This window comes from Paenibacillus tuaregi (genome assembly GCF_900086655.1).
GTDB classification, from domain to species: Bacteria; Bacillota; Bacilli; order Paenibacillales; family Paenibacillaceae; genus Fontibacillus; species Fontibacillus tuaregi.
The window spans coordinates 1,755,278-1,780,320 of the sequence record NZ_LT575476.1; the positions used below are offsets into that span (position 1 = coordinate 1,755,278).

23 protein-coding genes are annotated in these 25,043 nt (G+C 52.3%); 22 read left to right on the forward strand and 1 reads right to left on the reverse strand.

Annotation, left to right across the window (positions count from 1 at the left end; all coding sequences use genetic code 11):
- The first annotated feature begins 7 nt into the window (after positions 1 to 7).
- The 14 genes from BN6628_RS07880 (at position 8) to BN6628_RS07950 (ending at position 15,317) form a co-directional block, all read left to right on the forward strand.
- Positions 8 to 1,192: an exonuclease SbcCD subunit D gene (locus tag BN6628_RS07880; RefSeq protein WP_068616228.1), complete on the forward strand. Its 1,185-nt coding sequence runs from the start codon at positions 8 to 10 to the stop codon at positions 1,190 to 1,192.
- Positions 1,189 to 4,647, forward strand: coding sequence for an AAA family ATPase (locus tag BN6628_RS07885; RefSeq protein ID WP_068616230.1), 3,459 nt, complete (start codon positions 1,189 to 1,191; stop codon positions 4,645 to 4,647). Before BN6628_RS07880 ends, BN6628_RS07885 begins: the two co-directional genes overlap by 4 nt.
- A gap of 366 nt (positions 4,648 to 5,013) precedes the next feature.
- On the forward strand, positions 5,014 to 5,373 hold the full coding sequence (locus BN6628_RS07895) for a histidine triad nucleotide-binding protein (protein ID WP_068616234.1): 360 nt from the start codon (positions 5,014 to 5,016) through the stop codon (positions 5,371 to 5,373).
- Positions 5,374 to 5,509: 136 nt separating this feature from the next.
- The gene (rpsU, locus tag BN6628_RS07900; RefSeq protein ID WP_005547957.1) at positions 5,510 to 5,683 is read left to right on the forward strand and encodes a 30S ribosomal protein S21; all 174 of its coding nucleotides are present in this window, start codon (positions 5,510 to 5,512) and stop codon (positions 5,681 to 5,683) included.
- Between the two features lie 16 nt (positions 5,684 to 5,699).
- A complete protein-coding gene (locus BN6628_RS07905; protein WP_068616237.1) occupies positions 5,700 to 6,143 on the forward strand; it encodes a GatB/YqeY domain-containing protein in 444 nt (147 codons plus the stop codon).
- A gap of 161 nt (positions 6,144 to 6,304) precedes the next feature.
- On the forward strand, positions 6,305 to 7,621 hold the full coding sequence (locus BN6628_RS07910; protein ID WP_082927091.1) for an NfeD family protein: 1,317 nt from the start codon (positions 6,305 to 6,307) through the stop codon (positions 7,619 to 7,621).
- 321 nt (positions 7,622 to 7,942) lie between these two features.
- Positions 7,943 to 8,935 (forward strand): flotillin-like protein FloA, encoded by a 993-nt coding sequence (gene floA, locus BN6628_RS07915; protein WP_068616242.1) that lies wholly within the window; start codon positions 7,943 to 7,945, stop codon positions 8,933 to 8,935.
- A 13-nt stretch (positions 8,936 to 8,948) separates the two neighbouring features.
- A complete protein-coding gene (locus tag BN6628_RS07920) occupies positions 8,949 to 9,542 on the forward strand; it encodes a hypothetical protein (protein ID WP_068616244.1) in 594 nt (197 codons plus the stop codon).
- 109 nt (positions 9,543 to 9,651) lie between these two features.
- Positions 9,652 to 9,945 (forward strand): sporulation protein YqfC, encoded by a 294-nt coding sequence (yqfC, locus tag BN6628_RS07925; RefSeq protein WP_068616247.1) that lies wholly within the window; start codon positions 9,652 to 9,654, stop codon positions 9,943 to 9,945.
- Entirely contained in the window at positions 9,942 to 11,123 is a 1,182-nt protein-coding gene (yqfD, locus tag BN6628_RS07930) for a sporulation protein YqfD (RefSeq protein ID WP_068616249.1), read from the forward strand. Before yqfC ends, yqfD begins: the two co-directional genes overlap by 4 nt.
- A gap of 6 nt (positions 11,124 to 11,129) precedes the next feature.
- Complete coding sequence (locus BN6628_RS07935; RefSeq protein WP_068616252.1) at positions 11,130 to 12,101, forward strand: PhoH family protein; 972 nt, start codon at positions 11,130 to 11,132, stop codon at positions 12,099 to 12,101.
- A gap of 84 nt (positions 12,102 to 12,185) precedes the next feature.
- Entirely contained in the window at positions 12,186 to 14,474 is a 2,289-nt protein-coding gene (locus BN6628_RS07940) for an HD family phosphohydrolase (protein ID WP_068616254.1), read from the forward strand.
- Complete coding sequence (ybeY, locus tag BN6628_RS07945; protein ID WP_068616256.1) at positions 14,449 to 14,946, forward strand: rRNA maturation RNase YbeY; 498 nt, start codon at positions 14,449 to 14,451, stop codon at positions 14,944 to 14,946. Before BN6628_RS07940 ends, ybeY begins: the two co-directional genes overlap by 26 nt.
- Positions 14,946 to 15,317 (forward strand): diacylglycerol kinase family protein, encoded by a 372-nt coding sequence (locus BN6628_RS07950; protein WP_068616258.1) that lies wholly within the window; start codon positions 14,946 to 14,948, stop codon positions 15,315 to 15,317. Before ybeY ends, BN6628_RS07950 begins: the two co-directional genes overlap by 1 nt.
- Here BN6628_RS07950 and BN6628_RS07955 read toward each other — a convergent pair.
- On the reverse strand, positions 15,310 to 15,777 hold the full coding sequence (locus tag BN6628_RS07955; RefSeq protein WP_068616261.1) for a hypothetical protein: 468 nt from the start codon (positions 15,775 to 15,777) through the stop codon (positions 15,310 to 15,312). The genes BN6628_RS07950 and BN6628_RS07955 overlap by 8 nt on opposite strands.
- Before the next feature lie 213 nt (positions 15,778 to 15,990).
- On the opposite strand from BN6628_RS07955, the gene era reads away from it, so the two are divergent.
- From era to rpoD, 8 genes are all read left to right on the forward strand, one after another.
- A complete protein-coding gene (gene era, locus BN6628_RS07960) occupies positions 15,991 to 16,887 on the forward strand; it encodes a GTPase Era (protein WP_068622086.1) in 897 nt (298 codons plus the stop codon).
- Between the two features lie 116 nt (positions 16,888 to 17,003).
- A complete protein-coding gene (locus BN6628_RS25570) occupies positions 17,004 to 17,141 on the forward strand; it encodes a YqzL family protein (RefSeq protein WP_082926840.1) in 138 nt (45 codons plus the stop codon).
- A gap of 44 nt (positions 17,142 to 17,185) precedes the next feature.
- Positions 17,186 to 17,935 carry a DNA repair protein RecO gene (gene recO / locus BN6628_RS07965; RefSeq protein ID WP_068616263.1) on the forward strand — a complete coding sequence of 250 codons (750 nt, stop codon included), beginning with the start codon at positions 17,186 to 17,188 and terminating at the stop codon, positions 17,933 to 17,935.
- 418 nt (positions 17,936 to 18,353) lie between these two features.
- Positions 18,354 to 19,241, forward strand: a complete 888-nt coding sequence (gene glyQ / locus BN6628_RS07970) for a glycine--tRNA ligase subunit alpha (protein WP_068616265.1) — start codon at positions 18,354 to 18,356, stop codon at positions 19,239 to 19,241.
- Entirely contained in the window at positions 19,234 to 21,312 is a 2,079-nt protein-coding gene (gene glyS, locus BN6628_RS07975; protein ID WP_068616267.1) for a glycine--tRNA ligase subunit beta, read from the forward strand. Before glyQ ends, glyS begins: the two co-directional genes overlap by 8 nt.
- Positions 21,313 to 21,456: 144 nt before the next feature.
- Positions 21,457 to 21,912: a YaiI/YqxD family protein gene (locus BN6628_RS07980; RefSeq protein WP_235847598.1), complete on the forward strand. Its 456-nt coding sequence runs from the start codon at positions 21,457 to 21,459 to the stop codon at positions 21,910 to 21,912.
- 51 nt (positions 21,913 to 21,963) lie between these two features.
- On the forward strand, positions 21,964 to 23,802 hold the full coding sequence (gene dnaG, locus BN6628_RS07985) for a DNA primase (protein WP_068616269.1): 1,839 nt from the start codon (positions 21,964 to 21,966) through the stop codon (positions 23,800 to 23,802).
- A 34-nt stretch (positions 23,803 to 23,836) separates the two neighbouring features.
- Positions 23,837 to 24,973 (forward strand): RNA polymerase sigma factor RpoD, encoded by a 1,137-nt coding sequence (gene rpoD, locus BN6628_RS07990; RefSeq protein WP_068616271.1) that lies wholly within the window; start codon positions 23,837 to 23,839, stop codon positions 24,971 to 24,973.
- Positions 24,974 to 25,043: the final 70 nt, after the last annotated feature.

The window sequence follows — 25,043 nt, forward strand, 5'->3', positions numbered from 1 at the left end:
GTCCAACATGCGGATTTTGCATACCGGAGACTGGCATTTAGGCAGAACATTGGAAGGGCGGAGCCGGTTGAATGAGCAGGAGAAATTCCTGGATGAGCTGGTCAGGCTGGCGAGAGATACCCAGGCTGACTTGATTATGATGGCCGGGGATGTGTATGACAGCGTGAATCCGCCGGCAGCCGCGGAAATGATGTTCTATGAAGCTGCTGCCAGATTAACTGAAGATGGCCGAAAGCTGGTGGCCATTGCAGGCAATCATGATCAGCCCGAGCGGGTCGCGTCGGTCACACCGCTGGTTACCCAAAGCGGCATCCGGCTTGTCGGTCTTCCGACAGCGGTCCCTGTTCGGGTTGAGGCAGCCCGTACTGGAGAGACGGCGGTGATTGCAGCTCTCCCTTATCCTTCCGAAGCAAGGCTTGGTGAACTGCTTGCCGGTCAAGTGGACGAGGGTGAACTGAGGCTGGCCTACAGCGAGCGGGTAGGACGGCTGATGAGGCAGCTCGGGAAGTCATTTGGCAAAGACACGGTCAATCTGGCGATGAGCCATATCTATGTGCTTGGCGGAGTGGAATGCGACTCAGAGCGTCCGATCCAGATCGGTGGAGCTTATACCGTGGACCCGTCTGCCCTGGACATAGGAGCGCAGTACACTGCGCTCGGTCATCTGCACCGGGCCCAAGCGGTCAAGGGCAAGGGAATGATCCGTTACAGCGGCTCCCCGTTGGCATACAGTTTCTCGGAGGCGGGACAAGCGAAATCGGTCATGCTGGTTGAGGTCTCACCTGGCGGGGAGCCTGCAGCCCAAGAAATTTATTTGAGCAGCGGAAGACCGCTTGTCCGCTGGTCCTGCACCGGCGGGCTTGAGGAGGTACATCGCTGGCTGGATGAGGGGCGGGACGCTGAGGCTTTTATCGATTTGGAAATTCGCCTCACGGAGGCTATGTCCCTAGGGGACATCCAGACTCTTCGCAAAGCCCATGAAGGCATTGTTCATATCCGGCCGGTATACCCGGGACGGGAGTTGGAACAGTCGGCAGCCGGCCGCTCCCAGATGCCGGTCCAGGAACTGTTCCGCAAATTCTATCAGAGGCAGAGCGGCGGGGCTGAACCAGAGGCAGAGCTGGTTGATTTGTTCATGTATCTGGTAGCTGAAGATGAATCGGAATCCCAGGCGGAAGGGGTGGAGGCATGAAGCCCATCACGCTAAAGCTCTCTGGGCTGCAGAGCTACCGGGAGCCTCAGGAAGTGGATTTTACCCATTTGTGTGAGACAGGGCTCTTTGGAATATTCGGTCCTACGGGCAGCGGGAAGTCAACCCTGCTTGATGCGATCACTCTCGCCCTGTATGGGAAGGTGGAGCGCGCTTCAGGCGGTACCCAGGGGATCATGAACCATTCGGAAGACAGCCTGTTTGTCGCATTTACGTTTGAGTTAATGTCACCGGCCGGAGCCGAACGGTTCCGGGTTGAGCGTAGATTCAAACGAACCGGGGAAGTCTCGGTCAGCAATACGATCAGCCGGTTCATCGAGATTACACCGGAGGGCGAGCAGGTCCATGCCGACAAGCTGGCTGAGGTCACCCGGTGTGTGGAAGAGAAGATCGGCCTGAAAATGGATGATTTCACAAGAGCGGTAGTTCTTCCGCAGGGCAAATTCGCCGAATTCCTGTCTCTAAAAGGAAGCGAACGGCGTCAGATGCTCCAGCGGCTGTTCCATCTGGAGAAGTATGGCGATCTCCTAGGCATGAAGCTCAGCCGTAAGGTTAAAGAGACGGACAGCCGCCTTAAGGAGCTGGCTGCCGAGCAGCAGGGGCTGGGCCTCGCCTCGGCGGAGGCGCTCCAGGAGGCGGACGAGCGCCTCAAGGCGGCATCGGCGGAAGCGGAGCTTCGGCGGCGTGAGCTGCAGGAAGCCGAGCGCCTCCACGGGGAGCTCTCGAAGCTGCGCGAGCTCGGCCTGGAGCTGCAGGGGCGCGAAGAGGCGCTGAGGCTCCTGCGGCAGAGCAGCGCCGAGATCGCCGAAGTGGAGGCCCGCCTCGCGAGAGCTGCCGCCGCCGAGCAGCTGCGCCCTGCGCTGAGCGCCTGGCATGACGCTAAGCGGCTTGCGGCGGAGCGCAGCGGGCTCGCACAGCAGGCTGAGGCCGCCGCCGCTGAAGCGGAAGCGGCAGCCCGGCAGGCCGCCGCGGCAGCTGAAGCCGCGCAGCAGGCGCTTGTGCTGGAAGAGCCGGGGCTGCTGGTCCGGCTCGATCAGCTTGAGCAGGCGACGGCGCTTCAGGCTGAGCGGGATGCGCTCCGGGCTGAGCAGGCAGTGCTTCAGAGCAAGCTTGATGAAGCGGTGAACTCGCTCGCCGCACACCGCGAGCAGCTGGCGAAGGAAGAGCTGCTTCTGGCTAAGGCGAAGCAGCGCCGGGAACAGCTGGCCCTTCAGCTCAAGGAGGTTGAGGTAACCGCATCGGAACGGCGCAGCCTTCAGATTGCCGTCTCACTCCGGGACAGGCAGAAACAGCTGGAGGAGCGCCGTCTGAAGGGTGAGAAGTCCTTGTCTGAATTGAAAGGACGGCTGTTCAAGGCGGAGACAGACCTGGCGGAGAATTCCCGGCAGGCAGCCATTCTTCAGGAACAGAGTCAGCAGACCGCACAGCGGACCGCAAATCTTCTTGAAGTGCTGATGGGCCTGGCACAGACTGCAGAGCAGGCTCTTTGCGGCTTGGAACAGCGCGAGGAGGTTCTTCGGCAGGCAGTTAAGGCACAGGAAATGAGCCTATGGTCGGCCAGGCTGGCCCATCAGCTAGTTGATGGCGAACCTTGCCCAGTCTGCGGGGCACAGCAGCATCCTCATCCGGCTGTTCATCTGCCGGAGGAAGCACGCCAGTCTGAGACAGAGCTAGAGCGGATCTTGTCTGATCTTCCTGTACTCAGAGAGCTGAAATACAGTATTACGCGGGACATGGATAACTGCCGAAGCCTGCTCCAGACGTTCAGGGATGCTGATGAGACAGGACCTGACCAGCCTCTGGAAGGCTTAATAAATGCAGGGCGTGTTCCCGAAGAGGAAGGCTTGCATCAAGCTGCGGCTTCCCTGGAAATGCTGGAGAAACTGGAAGGTTTGCCTTATGACCAGATAGTAGAGACTGTTCAGCAGCTTAAGGAGCGAATCGGGGCAGCCCGGACGGAGCTGGAAGGGCTCCAGGGTCAGGTGAAGCGGGAACGTGACCAGCTCGCTTCATTGCAGCCTAAGCTTGCAGGGTTGCAGGCAGAATACGGTGCAGCAAGGCAGCAGGTAGAACAAGCCGCTGTGCTGCTTGAAGAGCTGTCCGGAGAGTTTCTGCGGCTTACAGACGAACTAGGCCGCGAGCTGCCAGGATATACCGCAGAGGATGTTGATAAGCTGGTTGAAACCGTACACGCCAAGGATACTGCGGCGGAAGATGTGAAAAAGCGGCTGGAGGTCAGCGGCCCATTTATCGAAGAGAAAAGCGCCCTGATCCAAACCTTGGGCCAGGAAGCGGCTGAGCTGGATAAGAAGCAGGTTCAGCTTGCGGCACAGCTGGCTGGCCGCTCCGAGCTGCTGGCTGAGAAGGAAGGGCGCCTTCGTACGATTGCGGGCGAAGAAGATGTGGAGAACCTGCTTCGCAGCGCGGGAGAACGGCTTAAGGTTCTCCGCCGTGAAGCCGAGGCGCGGAAGCAGCATTACATGGAGGCCGATCAGGCGAAGCAGGAGGCCGCCAAGGCGGGCGCAGCCGCCCGGCAGGCAGCCATTGCCGCGCATGAGCAGGAGGAGCAGCTCGGCAGCCGCTTTATGCAGCAGCTTTCGGGCAGCCCGTTCACCCGGGAGGAGGAAACGGCAGCAGCGCTGCTGAGCTCCGAGGTTCGAAGCGAGATGGAGCAGCGTATCCTGGAACACCGGGAGCGGGAGAAGGAGCTTGTTATGCAGCAAACTGACCTGCAGGCGAAGCTGGGAGGCAGACAGGTCACGGAAGAGGAGTGGGTGATCTGTAGGGACAGATTTGCCTCTGCCAAGCAGGCCGATGAATTGGCTGTTCAAGCCAAGGCCCGGGCACAGCGGGATTTGGAGGACATTCAGGTCCGCCATATCCGCTGGAAAGAGCTGGAGCAAGACCGCGCCGGACTGGAGCATACGTCAGGTTTGCTCAGCAAGCTTCAGTCCAGTCTCCGGGGGAATGCATTTGTGGAGTATGTGGCCGAGGAGCAGCTGATGAATGTCAGCCAAGCCGCCTCACAGCGGCTGCGGGATTTGACGAAGCAGCGCTACTCGCTTGAGACAGACTCCGGTGGGGGCTTTATCATCTGTGATGATGCCAATGGAGGCATCAAGCGACCGGTATCCACTCTGTCAGGGGGAGAGACCTTCCTGACTTCACTTGCGCTGGCGCTGGCCTTGTCCGCCCAGATTCAGCTGAGGGGCCAATACCCGCTGCAATTCTTTTTCCTTGACGAAGGCTTTGGAACACTGGATCCCGAGCTGCTGGATACGGTAATTACCTCGCTTGAGCAGCTTCATCACGACCATCTGTCGGTTGGCGTGATCAGCCACGTTGCCGAGCTGAGAGCCCGGCTCCCGCGCAAGCTCGTGGTGATTCCGGCCGAGAACGCAGGGAGCGGGTCAAGGATCATGATCGAGAACTTATAGCTGTTTCCTGCGCGGGCACTTCTCTCCCGGTGTTGATCTTGGTTGCCTTTATATACAATGAGCTTTAAAATTTACGAATTTCAGCTTCGATCCCGAGTGATTCTGAAGAAGCGGAGCGTCCGTCTTTGTCTCCGAAATGCCCCACCGGATATCTAGTTCAAGCATTTCGGAGACAACAGGGGTCGTAAGAACACTCGGCATCACAGCGCCCGAAAAGGGCAGCCTTCCTAAGTTCATTTTATATAGCTTCTTGAGCTTCTGTTTTCAGGAAATTTCCGTTATGATACTGGAAGAAGACGAGTTGCAGTGCCAGTACCGGCACTTTGCCGGACAAATAGGAATTAAGTTCAAGGAGGAATTCTAGCTATGGAGTGCTTGTTCTGTAAAATTGCGGAGGGTTCAATTCCGTCCAACAAGGTCTATGAGGATGAGAAATTTCTAGTGTTCCATGATATTCAGCCTGCCGCCCCTACACATGTGCTGATTATTCCGAAAAAGCATATTTCAACTATGAATGATGCTGCCGAAGAGGATTTCCCTCTGATTGGGGAGCTGCATAAGGTAGCTCAGGAAGCAGCTAAGAAGCTTGGTGTAGCGGAAAGCGGATACCGTCTGATCAACAACTGTGGTCCCGACAGCGGACAAGCTGTGTATCATATTCACTACCATCTGCTTGGGGGAGCCAAGCTGGGCGCATTAACCGGAATATCGGATTCCCATGCCTAGTTCTGACTCTGTTTAATTAATGGATATAAAAAAGAAAGCGGCTCACGGTTGACACCCTATTTCCTTTTCACCTATAATGAAAGTTGATGAACCGTGTTGTGCTCTTGGACGGTCTGGTCGGAGGGAGGGAAAACTGGTGTCTGAAACTAAAGTTCGCAAAAACGAGACTATTGATGCTGCACTTCGTCGCTTCAAGCGTTCCATTGCAAAAGATGGTGTCTTGGCTGAGGTGAAGAAACGCAAGCATTATGAGAAGCCAAGCGTGAAGCGCAAGAAAAAGTCCGAGGCTGCTCGTAAGAGAAAGTTTTAGGAGGATTTGAACTACCATGAATCTTAGCGAGCGATTGAACGAAGATATGAAGCAAGCGATGAGGAGTAAAGACAAGTTCAAGCTCTCCACCATTCGAATGGTTCGTGCAACGATTAAGAATCTTGAAATAGATTTGAAAAGAACTCTGGACGACAACGAAGTGCTTGATATCTTAAGTCGTGAGATCAAACAGCGCAAAGATGCCCTCCAAGAATTTCAAAAAGCAGGCCGTGACGATCTGGTTGCGCCTTTGGCCGACGAGATCAAGATTATTGCCGTATATCTTCCCGAGCAACTTTCCGAAGAAGAAATTAAAGTCATTGTACAGCAGACCATCCAGGAAACCGGTGCTTCTTCGAAAGCGGATATCGGGAAAGTGATGAGTGCGCTGATGCCTAAGGTCAAAGGCCGGGCAGATGGCAAGCTTGTCAATCAGGCAGTACAACAGCTGCTGCAATAACTAGTATGAAACACTCTCTAGCAATAGAGAGTGTTTTTTCTTATATGAAACGAAAGGCATACTGGTTCGTAGTACATCATAGACTCTGAGTCAATATTTACATAAGGAGGTTTCACCTGTTGAAGAGGAGGAGGCTGAAGGTCAGTCTGCATGTAGTCCTCATGCTGCTTCTTGTGACACTGCTTGGCGGTACACTGTCCGTGGGAATGTCCGAGGCCCAGGCGGCTGATTTGAAATCAGGCACCGTATATGTGATTCCGGTTGAGCACAAGATCGAGTCAGGGCTTGAGGCGTTTCTGAAACGGGGGTTCAAGGAGGCGGAGGATCGTAAGGCCGCGTTGATTGTGCTTGAAGTGAACACCCCCGGTGGGCGGGTGGACAGCGCTGAGCATATCGGCGACATCATTGCCGGGAGCAGCATTCCCACCGTGGCCTATATCCAGGGAAACGCTGCATCTGCAGGAAGCTATATTGCACTGCATGCGGATAAGATTGCTATGAGGCAAGGAAGTGCTATAGGCGCTGCCGCCCTTGTGGATTCCTCTGGAGAGGCGGTTAGCAGCCCTAAGGAAATCGCTTATTGGAAGAGCAAGATGAGTGCCGCAGCTGATCTTCAAATGCGGAATCCGAAGATTGCGGAAGGCATGGTTGATCCTTCCATAACCGTGGAGATGCCTGAGCTTGGAAGAACGAAGGAGAAGGGCCAAATTATTTCGCTGAGCAGCAACGAAGCTGTTAAGGTAGGGTATGCGGATACCGTGGCCAGCAGCACGGAAGAGGTCATTCACTGGATGGGATACAGTGGACAGGATACGGTAAGAGTGGAACGGACATGGGCTGAGAATCTGGCCATGTTTCTTACCGATCCGACTGTCATGACGGTTCTGCTGTTTCTGGGTATCGCAGGAGTGGTAATCGAGCTGCTTGTTCCAGGGTTTGGGATCCCTGGAATACTGGGAATTGTCTCGTTCGGCCTGTATTTCTTCGGAAATTATATTGCAGGATTTGCAGGACTTGAGACAGGGATATTGTTTATAATAGGTCTTATCCTGCTTGCCTTGGAGCTGTTTGTTCCAAGCTTTGGGATTCTCGGCATCCTGGGGTCGGCCTGCCTGATCGCGGGAGTTATCCGCGCCGCCTATGACACCGGGGATGCGCTTAGATCGCTTGGGATCGCTTTTGCGGCGGCTGTAGTGGTGATTGCAATCGTCGCATGGATATTCAAAGAACGTGGAATATGGAACCGGTTCATCCTGAGAGACGAGCTGACAGCGGATAAAGGCTACAGCTCGGTCAAGGAACGCACCGAACTGCTTGGACTAGAGGGCGTAAGCATCACCGCACTCCGGCCGGCGGGCACTGCTGTCATCGGTATAGAACGTGTCGATGTGGTAACCGAGGGTGGATTTATTGCCGCCAATTCCCCAGTCAAGGTGATTAAGGTGGAAGGGGCCAGAGTTGTGGTTACCGAGGCTTGATTTGCGGAGCCGGCTCGGCAATCTGCAGTCTGCATGACTCTATGTCTCCCTTTGCTCTGCCTTACTTGTAAATCAATAATTCGACTTATATATAAAATGAACTTTAGAATTAACCCATCTCAGCGGAGAGGCCGAGTGATTCTGAAAAAGCGGAGCGTCCGCCTTTGTCTTCGAAATGCCTCTACTTGGATATCTAGTTCAAGCATTTCGGAGACAACAGCGGCCTTAAAGAACACTCGGCATCGCAGCGCCCCTAAAGGGTAACCTTCATAAGTTCATTTTGTATAGTTTAATAATTTAATTTAGGAGCTGATTAGCTGTATGTTGGAATCCCCATTTATTGGAGTACTGCTCATTGTGGTCATTGCCATTATAGTGCTGAGCATCTTCCTGAGCTTCTTTCCGGTTATGCTCTGGATCTCGGCGCTGGCTTCAGGAGTTAAGATCAGCATTCTTACTCTTGTGGCGATGCGCCTCAGACGTGTAACTCCTGCCCGGATTGTGAACCCGCTCATCAAGGCCCATAAGGCCGGTCTTGGGCTTTCGATCAATCAACTGGAGAGTCACTATCTTGCCGGTGGTAACGTCGACCGTGTGGTCAACGCACTGATTGCGGCTCAGCGAGCGAATATTCCACTTGAATTTGAACGTGCGGCAGCGATTGACCTCGCCGGACGGGACGTTCTGCAGGCAGTACAGATGAGTGTTAACCCCCGTGTGATTGAGACCCCGGTTGTGGCCGCGGTTGCCAAAGACGGGATTGAGGTTAAGGTCAAAGCCCGTGTAACCGTCCGTGCCAATATTGACCGCCTTGTCGGCGGTGCGGGGGAAGAGACGATCATTGCCCGTGTCGGGGAAGGGATTGTTACCACGGTAGGTTCCAGTAACTCCCACAAGGACGTACTGGAGAACCCGGACATGATTTCACGTACAGTGCTGAATAAGGGACTGGATGCAGGTACGGCTTTTGAAATTCTGTCCATCGATATCGCGGACGTGGATGTAGGCAAAAATATTGGGGCTTTCCTGCAGACTGAACAGGCAGAGGCTGACAAGCGCATCGCCCAGGCCAAAGCGGAAGAACGCCGCGCGATGGCTGTCGCACAGGAGCAGGAGATGAAGGCCCGCGTCGTAGAGATGCGTGCAAGGGTTGTGGAATCCGAGTCCGAGGTTCCGCTTGCTATGGCGGAAGCCCTTCGCGCGGGACAAATCGGTGTGCTTGATTATATGAACCTGAAGAACATTGAGGCGGACACGAACATGCGAAGCTCCATCGGCAAGCCGGGAGACTCCTCTTCGAGCAAGGAAGAATAGGCGGTGCTTGTAAATGAGTGAAGTGCTGGATTGGGTGCTCAGCCATTTGTATGTGGTCATTGTCATAGGGTTCGCCCTGCTGTCCATGTTTGGCAAAAAAAGCAAAACCTCCGGCACCGGCAGAAACCGGATGCCGACCTTTGGCGGGGACCCCGGTCAAACCGATTGGAAGCCGAATCCCTTGGAATGGCAGAGAAAGGATCAGCCTGCCAAGGAGATGACCTCTCAGCCTGATGCCAAGGCCGCAGACGAGACACCTGCGGCTCCGACGGTGCAGGATGGAGGAAGGGGCTCAAGTGTCCCGGCTTACTCCGATTCCTCCTGGCTGGAGCATGAGGAGAACTCTCTCAGACAGAGAGCTGACGAGGACAAGGAAGGCTATGAGGCTGCGGAGATTATCAGCCTCCAGCGCAGGCTTGAGCAGCTGGAGAGGAAGAACCGCTCGCTCATCCAGGAGCTGAAGCGTAAGGATGCTGCCCACCCCAGACATGCGGCGCATGCAAGCAGCAAGCTCGAAGATGGGAAAAGTCCGCTCGCTGAAGGGATCATTTGGTCCGAAATTCTTGGACCTCCACGTGCAAAGAAACCGTATATGTATAAAAAGTGACCCGGGAGGGCTGTTCCAATTCAGGAGCAGCCCTCTTTCATTTTGCGTATGTTTTCATAAACCGGCGTCTCCCCGCATATTTTGTACAGTATGGGAAGGAGGACTGCCGATGGGCCGTTTCAGCCGCAAATTACGTAAGTGGTCGGTCGATTTTCTTGACCTTCCACAGGATCTTGTATTTGATCTGCCCAGGCTCACGATGGTTGGCAACAAACAGCTGTTGATCGAGAATCATCGCGGAGTGCTGCATTTCTCACCTGACAAACTCAAATTGGCTCTCACGGACGGTTCCCTGGATGTGGATGGGAGAGGTCTTGTAATAAAAGCAATCATGCCCGAAGAAGTGTTAATTGAGGGTTATATCTCAGCAATCCAGTATTTTGGAACGGGGGAGAAAGGATGAAGACACCGGGCTTAACGAAGCTTCGCGGATCGGTTAAGGTCACGGTTCGGGGAGAACGGATCGAGATTTTCATTAATGAATTGGCCAAGGAACGAATTGAGGTCTGGAATCTCAGGCCCCTGGCCCCTGACAGGATGGAGATGGAGATTGTCATTTCGGATTATTTCCGGCTTCGTCCGCTCTTGAAAAAGACAAGCTGCCGGGTTCACGTTGACAAGAGGGCGGGACTGCCCTTTTTCTGGATCCGTATCTTTAGAAGAAAATGGTTCCTTGCCGGCTTCGCCTTATTCTTCCTAATAATCTTTGCGCTCTCCTCCATGGTATGGGATGTTGAAGTGAAGGGAAATAAGAAAATTGCTACGGAGGATATATTACTGGCCGCGAGAGAAGAGGGGATTTACCCTTTTCAGTGGATCTTCCGCCTGCCTGAACAGGACAAGCTTTCCAAGGATCTGACAAGAAAACTCAAAGGGACCTCTTGGGTGGGGGTTTCAAAGTCAGGAACAAAGGTTACGATTGAAGTTGTAGAGGCGGCTAAGCCTAAGAACACGGAGATGTTGAGTCCAAGGCATCTGATCAGCAAGACGGATGCGGTGGTTACCCATATTTTTGCTGAACGGGGACAGCCAGAAGTGTCTAAGAATCAACGGGTAAAGAAGGGGAGCGTTCTAATTACCGGCGTTCAAGGAGATTTCCAGGTTGCTGCCAAAGGAGAGGTCAGAGGCTTGGTCTGGCATGAGTATACGATCGAGGCTCCGCTTGTGCTCAGACAGAAGGTTTTTACCGGGGAAAAGAAGGAGCGGGGATATCTTTATTTTGGCGATACCGCAGTTCAGATATGGGGGTACGGCAAAGTCAAATACGAGCAGTCCCAAACACTTACCCGACTTGATCCGTTAACCTGGAGAGAATGGAAGCTTCCACTTGGCTGGATGTCTGAAGATGTCATGGAGGTGACGGAGCTTGAGACCAAGCAGTCGCCGGAGATGACAATCCAGCGTGGGCTTGAACGAGCTAAGCTGGATATTTTGGCGAAGAATGGGGCGGATGCCCGGATTGTACAGCAAAAAATTTTGCATGAGAACACAGACAATGGTAAAGTTTATATGAAAGTGCTTTTTGAAGTGGAACAGAATATAGCGGAAGAGTTTCCGATAGTTCACAATCAAGGAGAATGAGGCTATTTGTCAGAGCAAAACGTAAGCACCAAAATACCACTGCAAAGTGCGGCAGAAGGGCTGTCCCTATTTGGCCCACAGGATACCTTTTTGAAACTGGTTGAAGAGAAAGTTGAAGTACAGGTGGTTTCGCGTGAATCCGAGATTACCATTCGCGGGGATAGAAGAAGTGTGGATGTGGTTCAGCAGCTGTTTGAAGTGCTGCTCCAATTGATTCGCAATGGATACATTCTCACTGAGCGCGATGTGCTCTATGCGATTGATCTTGCGCTTGATTTGCGCGCCGACCAACTGCTTGATTTATATAAAGGCGAGGTTGCGGTCACCTACAGAGGCAAGCCGATCCGCGTAAAGACGATCGGGCAGAAGCATTATGTTACAACGATTAAGAAGAGGGATGTTGTATTCGGGGTGGGGCCTGCGGGAACGGGGAAAACCTATCTCGCTGTCGTTCTAGCCATCTCGGCTTTGAAGGAAGGCTCAGTCAAACGGATTATTTTGACTCGACCGGCTGTAGAGGCTGGTGAAAGCCTGGGCTTCCTGCCGGGAGATCTTCAGGAGAAGGTTGACCCATACCTTCGTCCTCTGTATGATGCTCTTTATGATGTGATGGGGCCGGAACAGGTGGCCAAAGCACTGGAGAGAGGGCTGATCGAAATTGCCCCTCTGGCCTACATGCGCGGCAGAACGCTGGATGACTCCTTTATTATTTTGGACGAGGCCCAGAATACAACACCAGAGCAGATGAAGATGTTCTTGACCCGTCTTGGCTTCGGCTCCAAGATGGTGATCACCGGGGATGTCACTCAGATTGACCTGCCTAAGGGCAAGAAGTCGGGCTTGGTGGAAGCTAAGTCTATTCTCCGGAATATCGATGAGATCGGATTTGTCTATTTTGATGAATCGGATGTCGTACGTCATTCATTGGTACAGAAAATTATTATTGCTTACGACCGGGCTGCTGAGAATCAGGGTTAGCAATCCGCAGAAGAGCAACCGTCGATCTAAAGAGAGATTTCCCCTAATAATCAGGTACTTTCAGAAGATAGTGAGGGCTGTTCTATGACCTCGAAAGAAGTGTCGAAAAGAGAAGCGTTTCAATCGAAAACGGCAGGATGGAAACATAGCGTACCTGTACGCTATGTTCTGTTTTTGCTGTTTGTTGTTTTATTTTACCTCAGTCTTGCTCCTAAGCTTCTTCCTGAGCGTTATAACATTGTTATTGGAGAGCCAAGCGAGAAAGAGATTCTCGCACCGGTTCAGATTGCCAACAACAAAGCGACGCTCAAGGCCCAGGAGCAGGCTGCGGAGAGACAAAAGGATATCTATAAGATTGTATCCATCCGAAATGAGGTTCTGATCAGCCAGATATTAGACCGGATTCTTCATCTCAATCAGGATGATCAGGTGTCCCGCGAGGATAAAATCTCGATCTATCGTGAGGAGCTCCCCAAGCGGGTACAGGAATATACCCAGAACTATATTTCCAATAATAAGTTATCCAGCACTTATTCCGACTCCCTTCTCAGTGAGATGAAGAAGAGGATTGCTGAGCAGGCTTACCACATCTCGGAGGAGACTTTCATCAAGATTCCCCGTCTGACCACGGAGGATATCAACGAGATGAAGCCGGTTGCGAAGGATATTGTAGCCCGGCTGATGAGTGATCAGGTAGTTGATGCTCCGGCCGTCCGGGTCAAAGTAGCGGAGCAGGTCAACTCCAGTATGCTCAGCAAGCGGATTTCCCGTGAAGTGGTTCAGGAGCTTGTGCGTCTGTGTATTACTCCGAATAACTTCAAGGATGATGAGGCTACCAAGGAAGCCAAGGTAGAAGCGAGGGAAAGTACTGAACCTGTTTATATCAAGCAGGGTGACGTGCTGGTCGCCAAGGGCGAGAGAATTACAGAGGAAATGTACAACCTGCTGGACCAGAACGGTCTGCTTAAGGATGAAGTGAATTATTGGCCACAGCTGGGTCTATTGATGATGTCCCTGCTTCTTGGTTTTGGGCTGATCATGTATATGCGCCAGTCGGAAGGCGCGGCCAGGTTCAAGTACAATAATGTGCAGCTGACCATGCTCCTGCTGATCTTCCTGATTGCGATTCTGTCTGTCCATGTGGTTAATATTTTGCAGACCCCGCAGCATCCGTACATGGGGTATCTTGCTCCGATTGCTACGGGGGCCATGCTGATCACTTTGCTGATCGACATACCACTGGCCTATATCAGTTCAATGATTCTAAGCATCATGGCCAGCATTATATTAAATAGCCATCAGGGGCAGATTTTTGATTTTTATTTTGGATTCTTTGCGGTCATTGTCTCCTTTGTGTCGATTTTCTCGATCCATCGGGCGAGTCAGAGATCTACGATACTCAAAGCTGGAATTATGGTTTGCCTGTTCGGTTCTATCACTGTGCTTACCCTCGTGCTTTTGAACGACAAGGCGTTTACGCAGTCCAATACCTTGTATGCAATTGCATTTGCGTTTGCCGGAGGCTTGCTGACAACGATTCTGGTTGTGGGGCTTATGCCGTTTTTTGAAGTGTCGTTTGGCATCTTGTCCGCGCTGAAGCTGGTCGAGCTGTCCAATCCTAATCATCCGCTGCTCAGAAAGCTGCTTACCGAGACACCGGGAACTTACCACCATAGTGTAATGGTCGGCAATCTGTCAGAGGCAGCCGCGGAGGCGATAGGAGCGAACGGCCTGCTGTGCAGGGTGGGTTCCTACTATCACGATATAGGCAAGACGAAGCGGCCAAGCTATTTTATTGAGAATCAGAACAATATGGAGAATCCGCATGATTTCATAGATCCAAAGCTCAGCAAGTCCATCATTGTGGCCCATGCCCGGGATGGGGTAGAGATGCTGAAGGATTACAAGCTGCCCAAGCCGATACGTGATATCGCAGAGCAGCATCATGGAACGACCTTCCTGCACTTTTTCTACCATAAAGCACTTAAGCTTGCGGAGGAGCAGGGCGTAGAGCCGGATTTCACCGAGCAGGATTTCCGGTATCCCGGACCGAAAGCACAGTCTAAGGAAGCCGCTGTTGTCGGCATTGCTGATAGTGTGGAGGCCGCGGTGAGATCGCTGCGTAAGCCAACGGTAGAGCAGGTGGAATCCATGATTGAGAAAATTATCAAAAGCCGTCTGGACGATCACCAGTTCAATGAGTGTGATCTGACGATGCGTGAGCTGGATATCATCGCCAAGACGTTAAAAGAAACTGTAATGGGCATTTTCCATTCCCGGATAGAGTATCCGGAAGAAATTAAGAAACCAAAAGCAAATGATCAGAATGACAAGGGGCGTGAAGCGGGTGAGCCTGCAGCTGGCGTGGAATAACGAGCAAGGCGAATTCAACATTGATGAATCGCTTATCGCACTGCTTGAAGCCGCTCTCCAGAAGGCTGGGGAAGCGGAGGGCATTCATGAAGGCGAGGTTGCCTTGACTTTTGTGAATAACGAGACGATTCATGAACTTAACAAGGAATATCGGGGCATCGACCGTCCTACAGATGTTCTTTCCTTCGCAATGAACGAGTCGGTGGACGAAGAACCGGAGATCCTATATGAGCTTGAGGAAGGGCAGTCCCTGGATGATATTCCGGACGTGCTTGGGGATATTATTATTTCAGTAGAGCGTGCCAAGGAGCAGAGCGAGGAGTACGGTCATTCGCTTGAGCGGGAAATCGGGTTTCTGTTCGTTCACGGCTTCCTTCACCTGCTGGGTTATGATCACCAGGATGAAGCGAGTGAAGCTGAGATGATGGGCAAGCAGGAGGCCGTTCTCTCTCAAGTCGGGCTTGTGCGATAATGAGATCGCGTCATAAATGGAGTTCCAGCTTCCGTTATGCGTTCCAAGGCATAACGTACGGGCTCAAAACACAGCGCAACCTTCGCGTTCATGTGGTTTGCGCGGTGCTGGCGGCCGGTGCGGCCGCCTTTTTCCATTTATCCGCGGTCAAATGGGCGATCCTGCTGCTCACCATCGCGGTTGTCATCGCCGCCGAGCTGATCAACACCGCGGTCGAATCCGCTGTCGATTTAAGCAGCCCGGAACTGCACCCGCTGGCCAAAGCAGCGAAGGACACCGCCGCTGGCGCCGTCCTCGTCTGCGCTATCTTCGCGGTAATTATCGGGATCGTGCTCTTCTACGATCCCGTCACCGCTTGGCTGTCTAATTAGCTCGCCCCGCACCCAGCCAAGCAGGAAGTGGCAGGGAAGCGCGCCAAAGCCGCGCCCGCTCCGCCCCCAAGCTAAGCGAATCCCGCAGGGAGAGCGCTCCAAGCAGGAAGCGGCAGTGAAGCGCGCCAAAGCCGCGCCCACGCCGCACCCAGCCAAGCGAATCCCGCAGGGAGAGCGCTTCAAGCAGGAAGTGGCAGGGAAGCGCGCCAAAGCCGCGCCCGCTCCGCCCCCAAGCCAAGCGAATCCCGCAGGGAGAGCGCTCCAAGCAGGAAGTGGCAGGGAAGCGCGCCAAAGCCGCGCCCGCTCCGTCCCCAAGCCAAGCGAATCCCGCAGGGAGAGCGCCACATAGCAGGAAGTGGCAGTGAAGCGCGCCCAAAGCCGCGCCCCGCTCCGCACCCAAGCCAAGCGAATCCCGCAGGGAGAGCGCCTCGCAGCAGGAAGTGGCAGTGAAGCGCGCCAAAGCGACTCTCTGCACCAAAACCAGGTATCTAGCAACAGCTAACATCAAGCGGGTCCCGGAGGGACGGCAAGCGATCCCCCGCCGCATTCTATAGATCCGTACTCAGTCCCCCGCTCGTTATTCCAATTTCGGGTGTCCAGAGGGCAAAGCCCTTGGGGCCCTCCCTAAGCAGGGAGGGTTTGGGAGGGTATGAAAAACAAAGGAGCAAAACCAATGAAACCGAAATTCAAATCCGGCTTTGTGGCCATTGTCGGCCGGCCTAACGTAGGAAAATCAACGCTGATGAACCAAGTGATTGGCCAGAAAATCGCCATTATGTCAGACAAGCCGCAGACTACCCGTAATAAAATTCACGGGGTGTACACCACACCTGAAATGCAGATTGTATTCCTGGACACGCCGGGAATTCATAAGCGCCAATCCAAGCTGGGGGATTTCATGAACCAGACGGCCCTAAATACGCTTGGCGAAGTAGAGGCTGTTCTTTTCCTGGCAGACGCATCTGAAGGCTTCGGCGGCGGAGACCGCTTTATTATCGAGCGGTTGAAGGGCATTAACACTCCCGTCATTCTGATCTTGAACAAGATTGACAAAATTGAGCCCGAGCAGCTGCTTCCGCTGATTGAGGAGTACCGCAAGCTGAATGATTTTGCCGAGATTATTCCAATCTCAGCCAAGCTGGGGAACAATGTCACCACAATGCTTGAGCAGATTTCCAAATACCTGCCGGAAGGACCACAGTATTATCCTGAAGACCAGGTAACAGACCATCCTGAGCAGTTTGTTTGCGCGGAGTTGATTCGCGAGAAGATTCTTCATAACACCCGTGAGGAGGTCCCACACTCGATCGCGGTCACAATTGAAGATATGCGGGTAGAGAGTAACGGAGTTGTACACATTTCGGCTGTGATTTTTGTGGAACGGGATTCCCAGAAGGGGATCATTATCGGGAAACAAGGGGCTATGCTTAAGGAAGTAGGCCGGCTCGCCAGACAGGATATCGAGAATTTGCTTGGCTCCAAAATTTTCTTGGAACTGTGGGTCAAGGTGAAGAAGGACTGGCGCAACCAAGATCGGGTTCTCAGGGATCTGGGATTCCATAAAGAGTGATCTTAAAAGTAATTCCATAGAATTATACTGACAGTTATTGCAACTCATAGTTCGCGCCCTTCAGCACATCCTAATCTCGTGATGCAGCGTCATTTTCGAAGAGAGGATGAGAACGTATGCGTGATTTCTCATGGAATTATTTTACGAACAGTGGAGATGTCGATGCCTATTTGCTGTACAAGGCGGCTACTATGAACATGAACGAGGAGCCGGAGGCAATAGATGAATCGGACCTGGAGGAGGAGGCCACCTAGGGCGGGCGGCCTTCCTGCCTTTAAGGCCAGCTTGGGGGAGAGACATGCTATACAGGGTGGAGGGGATTGTCATCCGCAGCATGGACTACGGCGAGGGGAATAAAATCATTACCATCTGCACAGCAAGCCATGGCAAAATTGGAGTGCTGGTGCGGGGGGCGAAAAAAGCGAAAAGCCGTCATGCTGCATTGACCCAGCCTTTTACAAATGGTGAATATGTGTTCTACCGCCAAGGAAGCGGTCTTGGAACTTTGAATCAAGGTGAGATTATGGAATCTCACCATCTTTTGCGTGAGGATCTCACGCTCGCTGCCTATGCTTCTTATGCCTGTGAGCTGCTTGACCGGACGCTGCAGGATGAGGAAGTCGGGGCATTCTGGTTTAACCAATTAAAGGCCTGCCTTCAGGCGCTGTCTTCAGGCAAGGATCCACAGGTTACCGTGCATCTGTTTGAGATGAAAATCCTCCAGGCGGCTGGGTACGGGCCTGTGCTGAATGAATGTATCTCCTGCGGGAGTCAGGAGGAGCCTGCTGTGATCAGCCCCCGTCTTGGAGGTGTGCTCTGCCGCAGATGCAAGCATCATGATCCGGCAGCCATGACCGTGACACCGGGGACGCTGAAGCTTCTTAGGTTGTTCTCCAAGCTAGACCTTAGAAGGCTTGGAAACATCGATGTGAGGGATACAACGAAAAAGGAAATGAAAACGGTCATGAGAGCTTTTATGGACGCTCAATTGGGATTAAACCTGAAATCACAGAAATTTCTGGACCAGTTAGACAAATATGAACTGTGAGGGTCCCCATTAATAGGCGTGCGTCAGGTGACCATTTTTGCTGAGAGTTTGACTATCCCATGCAAATCATTTATTATTATTGAATAATTCTCTGTTAAACAACAGACATGTGTTGAACGGGAAAGTAGTGAGTGGCAGTTCTGCATTGCAAGCGATCCGGGGATGGTGGAAGCCTGGAAGAACGCATTCATGAACAAGGCGCCCGGGAGCATGATTGAACGGAAAAGTGGATCCGGCGAAGAACCTCAAGATTGGGGCAGAGCTGTGATCAAGTAGGGTGGAACCGCGGGAATAACTCTCGTCCCTACGTCTGTATAACAGGCGTAGAGGCGGGAGTTTTTTGCTGTATCCGGTAAGCATGCCGGCCAGTCGATCCCAGGCACTGCGCCATATTATGAACCAAAGGAGAAGTGTGCAAATGAATTTCCAGCAAATGATTCTGACGCTGCAGCAGTTCTGGGCCAAACATAACTGTATCATCGTGCAGCCCTATGACACGGAAAAAGGTGCGGGCACAATGAATCCGATGACGTTCCTGCGCTCCCTTGGACCGGAGCCTTGGAAGGTGGCTTATGTGGAGCCTTCCCGCAGACCATCTGATGGGCGGTATGGGGAGAACCCGAACCGTCTGTATCAGCATCACCAGTTCCAGGTGATTATTAAGCCTTCACCGGACAACATCCAGGAGATTTATCTGGAGAGCTTGAAGGCGCTGGGTGTAGATGCGCTTCAGCATGACATCCGCTTTGTTGAGGATAACTGGGAGAACCCTTCCCTGGGCTGCGCTGGTCTAGGCTGGGAAGTATGGCTGGATGGGATGGAAATCACCCAGTTCACTTATTTCCAGCAGGTTGGCGGCATCGAGACCCATCCGGTCGCAGTAGAGATCACTTACGGCATGGAGCGCCTAGCCTCATATATTCAAGAGAAAGAGAATGTGTTTGACCTGGAATGGGTAGAGGGCATTTCTTACGGGGATGTATTCCACCATCCGGAGTATGAGCATTCCAAATATACTTTTGAAGTATCTGACACCAAAATGCTGTTCACCTTGTTCAACATGTATGAGCAGGAAGCGAATAAAGCCATGGAGCAGCATCTTGTGTTTCCGGCCTATGACTATGTATTGAAATGCTCGCACACATTCAACCTGCTTGATGCAAGAGGGGCAATCAGTGTGACTGAGAGAACCGGATATATTACCCGTGTCCGCAACCTGGCGCGTCAGGTGGCTGCGACGTATTTGGAGGAACGCGAGAAGCTGGGCTTCCCGCTGCTTAAGAAAGGAGGCGTAGTCCATGGCTAGGGATTTATTGTTTGAGATTGGTCTGGAGGAAGTGCCGGCAAGGTTCCTTCGTGCCGCTATGGACCAGCTTAAGGAACGAACTGAGAAGTGGCTCAGCGATTCAGTTATCGCATATGGTGAGGTTCAGGCTTTCGCTACCCCAAGACGGCTGGCTGTGCTGGTGAAGGACGTTGCCGAGAAGCAGGAGGACGTTCATGAGGAAGTGAAGGGGCCTTCGCGCAAAATCGCGCTGGGTGAGAACGGCGAATGGAGCAAGGCAGCGCTTGGCTTTGCACGAAGCCAGGGTGCAGACCCGTCACAGTTCACCTTCAAAGAGGTTGGAGGTACGGAATATATTTATGTCAGCAAGAGCACAACGGGGGTTGAGACGGCTTCTATCTTAGCTGAAGGGCTCACAGGAATCCTCCATGCGATGAATTTTCCGAAGAACATGCGGTGGGGGAGCTATGATTTCAAGTTTGTCCGTCCGATCCGCTGGCTCGTTGCTTTGTTCGGCAGCGAGGTTGTAGATATTGAAATTACCGGGGTTAAATCGGGTAATGTTTCTAGGGGGCACCGTTTCCTGGGCAAGGATGCCGTGATACCAGAAGCATCGGCCTATGTTGAAGCTTTGAGAGCGGAGCATGTGATTGTGGACGTTAATGAGCGTCAGGAGCTGATTTCAACTCAAATCGCTGAGCTTGCCAAATCGAAGGATTGGAATATCGCGGTCAAAGATGACCTGCTGGAAGAGGTATTGTTCCTTGTCGAGGTTCCAACCGTTCTGTTCGGGACTTTCGACGAGTCTTTCCTTAACATCCCGCAGGAAGTTTTGATTACTTCGATGCGTGAGCATCAGCGGTATTTCCCGGTGCTTGATGCGCAAGGCTCGCTGCTTCCATACTTCGTGACCGTTCGTAACGGGGGATCAGTGGCCTTAGATACGATTGCAAAAGGAAATGAAAAAGTGCTTAGAGCACGTCTGTCTGATGCTAAATTCTTCTATGAAGAAGACCAAAAGCTTCAGATCAAGGATGCTTTGTCGAAACTGGAGACGATTGTATTCCATGAGGAGCTTGGCACGGTCGGCGACAAAGTAAGACGCATTCGCCGGATTGCGGACAGCCTGGCTGAGAAGCTTGAGCTCGGAACTTCAACTGCTGAAGAAATCAGCCGTACAGCGGAGATCTGTAAGTTCGACCTCGTTACCCAAATGGTATACGAGTTCCCTGAGCTTCAAGGGGTAATGGGCGAGGATTATGCCCGTAAGGCTGGAGAGCCTGAGACGGTAGCGCGGGGAATCTTTGAGCATTACCAGCCTAGATTTGCCGGAGACTCGGCACCAGCCTCCATGGTTGGCTCGATTGTCAGCATTGCCGATAAGATCGATACGATTGCAGGCTGTTTCTCCATCGGAATTATCCCTACAGGTTCGCAGGACCCTTATGCCCTGCGCCGTCAAGCTGCCGGCATTGTACAAATCGTTCTTGATCATCAGCTGCCGCTCCTGCTGTCGGATATTTTCGGAATTGCCCTTGAGGTGCATGAATCCATGGGCACACTCAAGCGTTCCGCTCAAGAAATCCGCAAGGACTTGTATGAGTTCTTCGGTCTTCGGGTGAAAAAGACGCTGTCTGACAGTTTGCGTTATGACGTGGTGGATGCTGTCATTGCAGCTGGCTATGATGACGTGGTTTCCGTTGTTTCCCGTGGGAATGCTCTGATGGACACGTTGAACCAGCAGCCGGATTTCAAAACAACCGTCGAATCGTTCAACCGGGTCAGCAATCTCGCATCGAAAGCTTCAGCCGAGAAGGTCAGATCGGATTTGCTGCAAGAGGATGCGGAAAAAAGTTTGTACACGGCGTGGCAGAGCGTATCAGGCGAGTATCGCGGGCTGCTCGGAGAGAACAAGGCGGCCAAGGCGCTTGAAGTGCTTGGCAGCTTAAAGGTTCCGGTTACGAGCTTCTTCGATTCGGTCATGGTTATGGCCGAGGATGAGCAGATCCGGGCTAACCGCCTTGCGCTGCTTGCCTCCATCGATAGCGATCTGAAGCAGTTCGCTGATTTTAGTAAGCTGGTATGGGCATAAACTGACCGTTCGAGTTCTCCGGGAACCCGTGATTGGATAATTAGGAGGGGCAGCAGGAAAAAAGCCTATGCCCCTCGTATATAATACTAAGGCGGTAACCATATAATAATGGGGATGAACTTGAATGGACGGGGGCAGGGAACAATGAGAATTGTAGTTGACGGTGATTCCTGTCCTGTCAAAAGTGAAATTGTATTTGCCGGAAGAAAGTTTCAAGTCCCGGTCATCATGGTCTCTTCCTACGACCATGTGCTTCAGTCCGGGGAAGGGGTAACGGTAGTGCAGGTGGACCGAAGCTCCCAAAGTGCGGATTTATTTATCGCTAATATCATTGTTTCTGGAGATGTTGTGATCACGCAGGACTATGGCCTCGCCGCATTGGCGCTGGCCAAGTCCTGCGCTGTGCTTTCTCCCCGTGGAGAGAGCTATCACAGCGGCAATATTGATTATCTTCTTGAACGCCGCCACTTTAACGCCAAGGCCAGACGGGGCGGCAAGCACAGCAAGGGGCCTAAACCATTCACCGATCTGGACCGGGAGTCATTCCTACAGGAATTGACAAAAGTTTTGTCCAGGATGCAGGAGAATGGTTTATTTTAGCGAATTATATGTTACGCGTTCACTCCACATATAGAGATGAAGGTGGTTAAGATGAGTACCGGACGGGGAACCATTCCGGAAGAAATCATTGAATCCGTGCTGAAGCAGCATGATATTGTTGATACCGTCAGCAAGCATGTTCATCTCACCAAGCAGGGGAAGTACTTGAAGGGACTCTGTCCTTTCCATTCGGAGAAGACGCCGTCTTTTACAGTAACACCTGAACGGCAGATTTTTCATTGCTATGGCTGTGGTATAGGCGGGAATGCGATTAAGTTCAGAATGGAAATCGAGGGTTTGACGTTTCCTGAGGCCGTCAGAATTATGGCGGAAGATGCCAATATTCCGTTTAAGGATGCGGCGGGTGCGGATCCGACTCCCCGGAATCCTGAGCTTGAAGCGCTGCTCCAGGCCCATGAGTGGAGCGCCAAGCTGTATCATTTTCTGCTGAAGAATACGGAGCATGGCAAGCCCGCAATGGAATATTTGAAAGCAAGAGGCTTCACTGACAAGGTTATTGACCAATTTCAAATCGGTTATGCTCCTGCACGCTGGGACACACTCGTCCAGTTTTTGGATAAAAGATCATTTGATCTCAGCCTGATGGAGAAAGGCGGTTTGCTGGCCGCAAAACAAGACGGGACAGGTTATGTCGACCGATTCCGGGACAGGGTCATATTCCCGATTCATAACCGTACTGGTAAGGTCATTGCGTTTGCGGGCCGGATCCTTGGGGAAGGCCAGCCGAAATACCTGAACTCACCTGAGAGCAAGCTGTTCAGCAAGAGCAGGACGTTGTATAACCTGCATCAAGCCAAGACAGCCATACGCAAAACAGGCCAAATTGTATTGTTTGAAGGTTATGGGGATGTCATCAGTGCTTCCGAAGCGGGGGTTCATAACGGTGTGGCAACGATGGGGACGGCTTTGACCGAGAGCCATGCGGCCATACTCCGGAATCTGGCGGATGAAGTTGTGGTCTGTTATGACGGGGATAACGCCGGACAAGCAGCAGCGCTCAAGAGTATTCCGATTCTGGAGAATGCAGGCTTCCACGTCAGAATCTCGCTGCTCAGCGAGGGGCTGGATCCCGATGAGTTCATCCAGAAGTATGGGCCTGAACGATTTATGCGGCAGATTATCGAGGGTAGTGTTTCATCCATCAAATTTAAGCTTATAAACTTGAAAAAAAACTATATAACGCCCGGAGCGGACGAGGAAGCCAAGGTTCCTTATATTAAAGAGGCTCTTGAGGTGATCGCACCCATCGCTTCTCCCACAGAGAGGGAGATTTATTTAAAGGAATTATCTGCTGAACTCAAGGTTTCATTCGATAGCTTGAAGCAGGAATGCAATCAGCTCCGCACCGATATGCAAAAAAAGCAGCAGGACGGGGATAATAACCCCAAAACGTGGAATAATGGTAGGCATAAAAAAGGGCAGGTACAGGCTCCTGTACTGCTACCGGCTTATCATGCCGCTGAGCGCAGGCTGTTGTCATTTATGCTTCAGAATGATGAGGTTGCCACTTATGTTAACCAGCACCTTGGTGACAGCTTTAATATTGATGATCATGCAGCGGTTGCTGCTTATCTATACGCCTATTATGCACAGGGAAAGACCCCGGACGCGAGCCGTTTCATCGCTTCTTTGCATGATGACCGGCTTGAGAAGACGGTCAGCTCCATTGCCATGATGGAGACACCGCAGGAGTGGACGGTTCAGGAACTTGATGACTGTATCCGGGAGATTCGTAAATACCCTATTAGGCAGGACATTGAGCGCAAGAAGGAACAGATGGTCTCTGCTGAACGCGCAGGTGACTTTATGGGTGCCGCTCAAATCGCAAGTGAGATTATAGCCCTAGAGAGACAGATGAATGAGAAGTAGCAGGCATGTTTCTAGGGAGGAGGGAGTCAAGGGTATGGCAAAGGATCAGCATGCTGAACTAGAAACAGAACTTACGCTGGATCAGGCAAAGGATCAGCTAATTGAGAAAGGCAAAAAGAGGTCGTCTTTGTCCTATAAGGAGATTGTCGAGAAATTATCCCCGTTTGATCAAGACCCTGAGCAAATGGATGAGTTCTTCGAGCAGCTAGGAGATCTCGGCATTGATGTAACGAACGAGAGTGATGAGGAATTGATCTCCCGGCCTGGTGATGATCATGATCGTGAACGCGAAGATAAGGACGATTTTAACTTTGATGATGATTTGTCCCTGCCTCCAGGCATTAAGATTAATGACCCGGTCCGTATGTATCTGAAAGAAATCGGTCGGGTTCCTCTTCTGTCAGGAGACGATGAGATTGAGCTTGCCAAGCGTATTGAAGAAGGGGACGAGGAGGCTAAACGCCGGCTGGCCGAGGCTAATCTTCGTCTGGTCGTAAGTATAGCCAAACGTTATGTGGGGCGCGGAATGCTCTTCCTGGATTTGATCCAGGAGGGAAACATGGGACTCATCAAAGCCGTCGAGAAGTTCGATTTCAAGAAAGGCTTTAAATTCAGCACGTATGCGACATGGTGGATCAGACAAGCCATTACCCGGGCAATAGCGGACCAGGCAAGGACGATCCGGATCCCGGTACACATGGTTGAGACTATCAACAAACTGATTCGGGTCTCCAGGCAACTGCTGCAGGAGCTTGGACGTGAGCCTTCGCCTGAAGAGATCGCAGCTGAGATGGAGCTTAGTGTGGAGAAGGTTCGGGAGATTATGAAGATTGCCCAAGAACCTGTGTCCTTGGAGACGCCGATCGGGGAAGAGGATGATTCTCATCTGGGGGACTTCATTGAAGATCAGGAAGCCTTGGCTCCTGCTGACGCAGCTGCGTATGAACTGCTGAAGGAGCAGCTTGAGGACGTACTGGATACGCTCACAGAGCGGGAAGAGAACGTGCTTCGTCTCCGCTTTGGGCTTGATGACGGACGAACCCGGACACTGGAGGAAGTCGGGAAGGTGTTCGGTGTAACCCGGGAGAGAATCCGCCAGATTGAGGCCAAGGCGCTCCGGAAGCTGCGCCATCCAAGCCGGAGTAAGCGGCTGAAGGATTTCCTGGAATAAGCGGCTTAAGACTGAGACCTTTCTGCAACAGCAGACAGGTCTTTTTTTCTTGGTCAGGGTCAACTATAAT

Excerpts from the sequence above, each read along its gene's own strand:
- BN6628_RS07880 (WP_068616228.1), top strand. The coding sequence starts at position 8 with ATGCGGATTTTGCATACCGGAGACTGGCATTTAGGCAGAACATTGGAA.
- BN6628_RS07885 (WP_068616230.1), top strand. The coding sequence starts at position 1,189 with ATGAAGCCCATCACGCTAAAGCTCTCTGGGCTGCAGAGCTACCGGGAG.
- BN6628_RS07895 (WP_068616234.1), top strand. The coding sequence starts at position 5,014 with ATGGAGTGCTTGTTCTGTAAAATTGCGGAGGGTTCAATTCCGTCCAAC.
- BN6628_RS07905 (WP_068616237.1), top strand. The coding sequence starts at position 5,700 with ATGAATCTTAGCGAGCGATTGAACGAAGATATGAAGCAAGCGATGAGG.
- BN6628_RS07910 (WP_082927091.1), top strand. The coding sequence starts at position 6,305 with ATGCTGCTTCTTGTGACACTGCTTGGCGGTACACTGTCCGTGGGAATG.
- floA (WP_068616242.1), top strand. The coding sequence starts at position 7,943 with ATGTTGGAATCCCCATTTATTGGAGTACTGCTCATTGTGGTCATTGCC.
- BN6628_RS07920 (WP_068616244.1), top strand. The coding sequence starts at position 8,949 with ATGAGTGAAGTGCTGGATTGGGTGCTCAGCCATTTGTATGTGGTCATT.
- yqfC (WP_068616247.1), top strand. The coding sequence starts at position 9,652 with ATGGGCCGTTTCAGCCGCAAATTACGTAAGTGGTCGGTCGATTTTCTT.
- yqfD (WP_068616249.1), top strand. The coding sequence starts at position 9,942 with ATGAAGACACCGGGCTTAACGAAGCTTCGCGGATCGGTTAAGGTCACG.
- BN6628_RS07940 (WP_068616254.1), top strand. The coding sequence starts at position 12,186 with ATGACCTCGAAAGAAGTGTCGAAAAGAGAAGCGTTTCAATCGAAAACG.
- BN6628_RS07950 (WP_068616258.1), top strand. The coding sequence starts at position 14,946 with ATGAGATCGCGTCATAAATGGAGTTCCAGCTTCCGTTATGCGTTCCAA.
- era (WP_068622086.1), top strand. The coding sequence starts at position 15,991 with ATGAAACCGAAATTCAAATCCGGCTTTGTGGCCATTGTCGGCCGGCCT.
- BN6628_RS25570 (WP_082926840.1), top strand. The coding sequence starts at position 17,004 with ATGCGTGATTTCTCATGGAATTATTTTACGAACAGTGGAGATGTCGAT.
- recO (WP_068616263.1), top strand. The coding sequence starts at position 17,186 with ATGCTATACAGGGTGGAGGGGATTGTCATCCGCAGCATGGACTACGGC.
- glyQ (WP_068616265.1), top strand. The coding sequence starts at position 18,354 with ATGAATTTCCAGCAAATGATTCTGACGCTGCAGCAGTTCTGGGCCAAA.
- glyS (WP_068616267.1), top strand. The coding sequence starts at position 19,234 with ATGGCTAGGGATTTATTGTTTGAGATTGGTCTGGAGGAAGTGCCGGCA.
- BN6628_RS07980 (WP_235847598.1), top strand. The coding sequence starts at position 21,457 with ATGAGAATTGTAGTTGACGGTGATTCCTGTCCTGTCAAAAGTGAAATT.
- dnaG (WP_068616269.1), top strand. The coding sequence starts at position 21,964 with ATGAGTACCGGACGGGGAACCATTCCGGAAGAAATCATTGAATCCGTG.
- rpoD (WP_068616271.1), top strand. The coding sequence starts at position 23,837 with ATGGCAAAGGATCAGCATGCTGAACTAGAAACAGAACTTACGCTGGAT.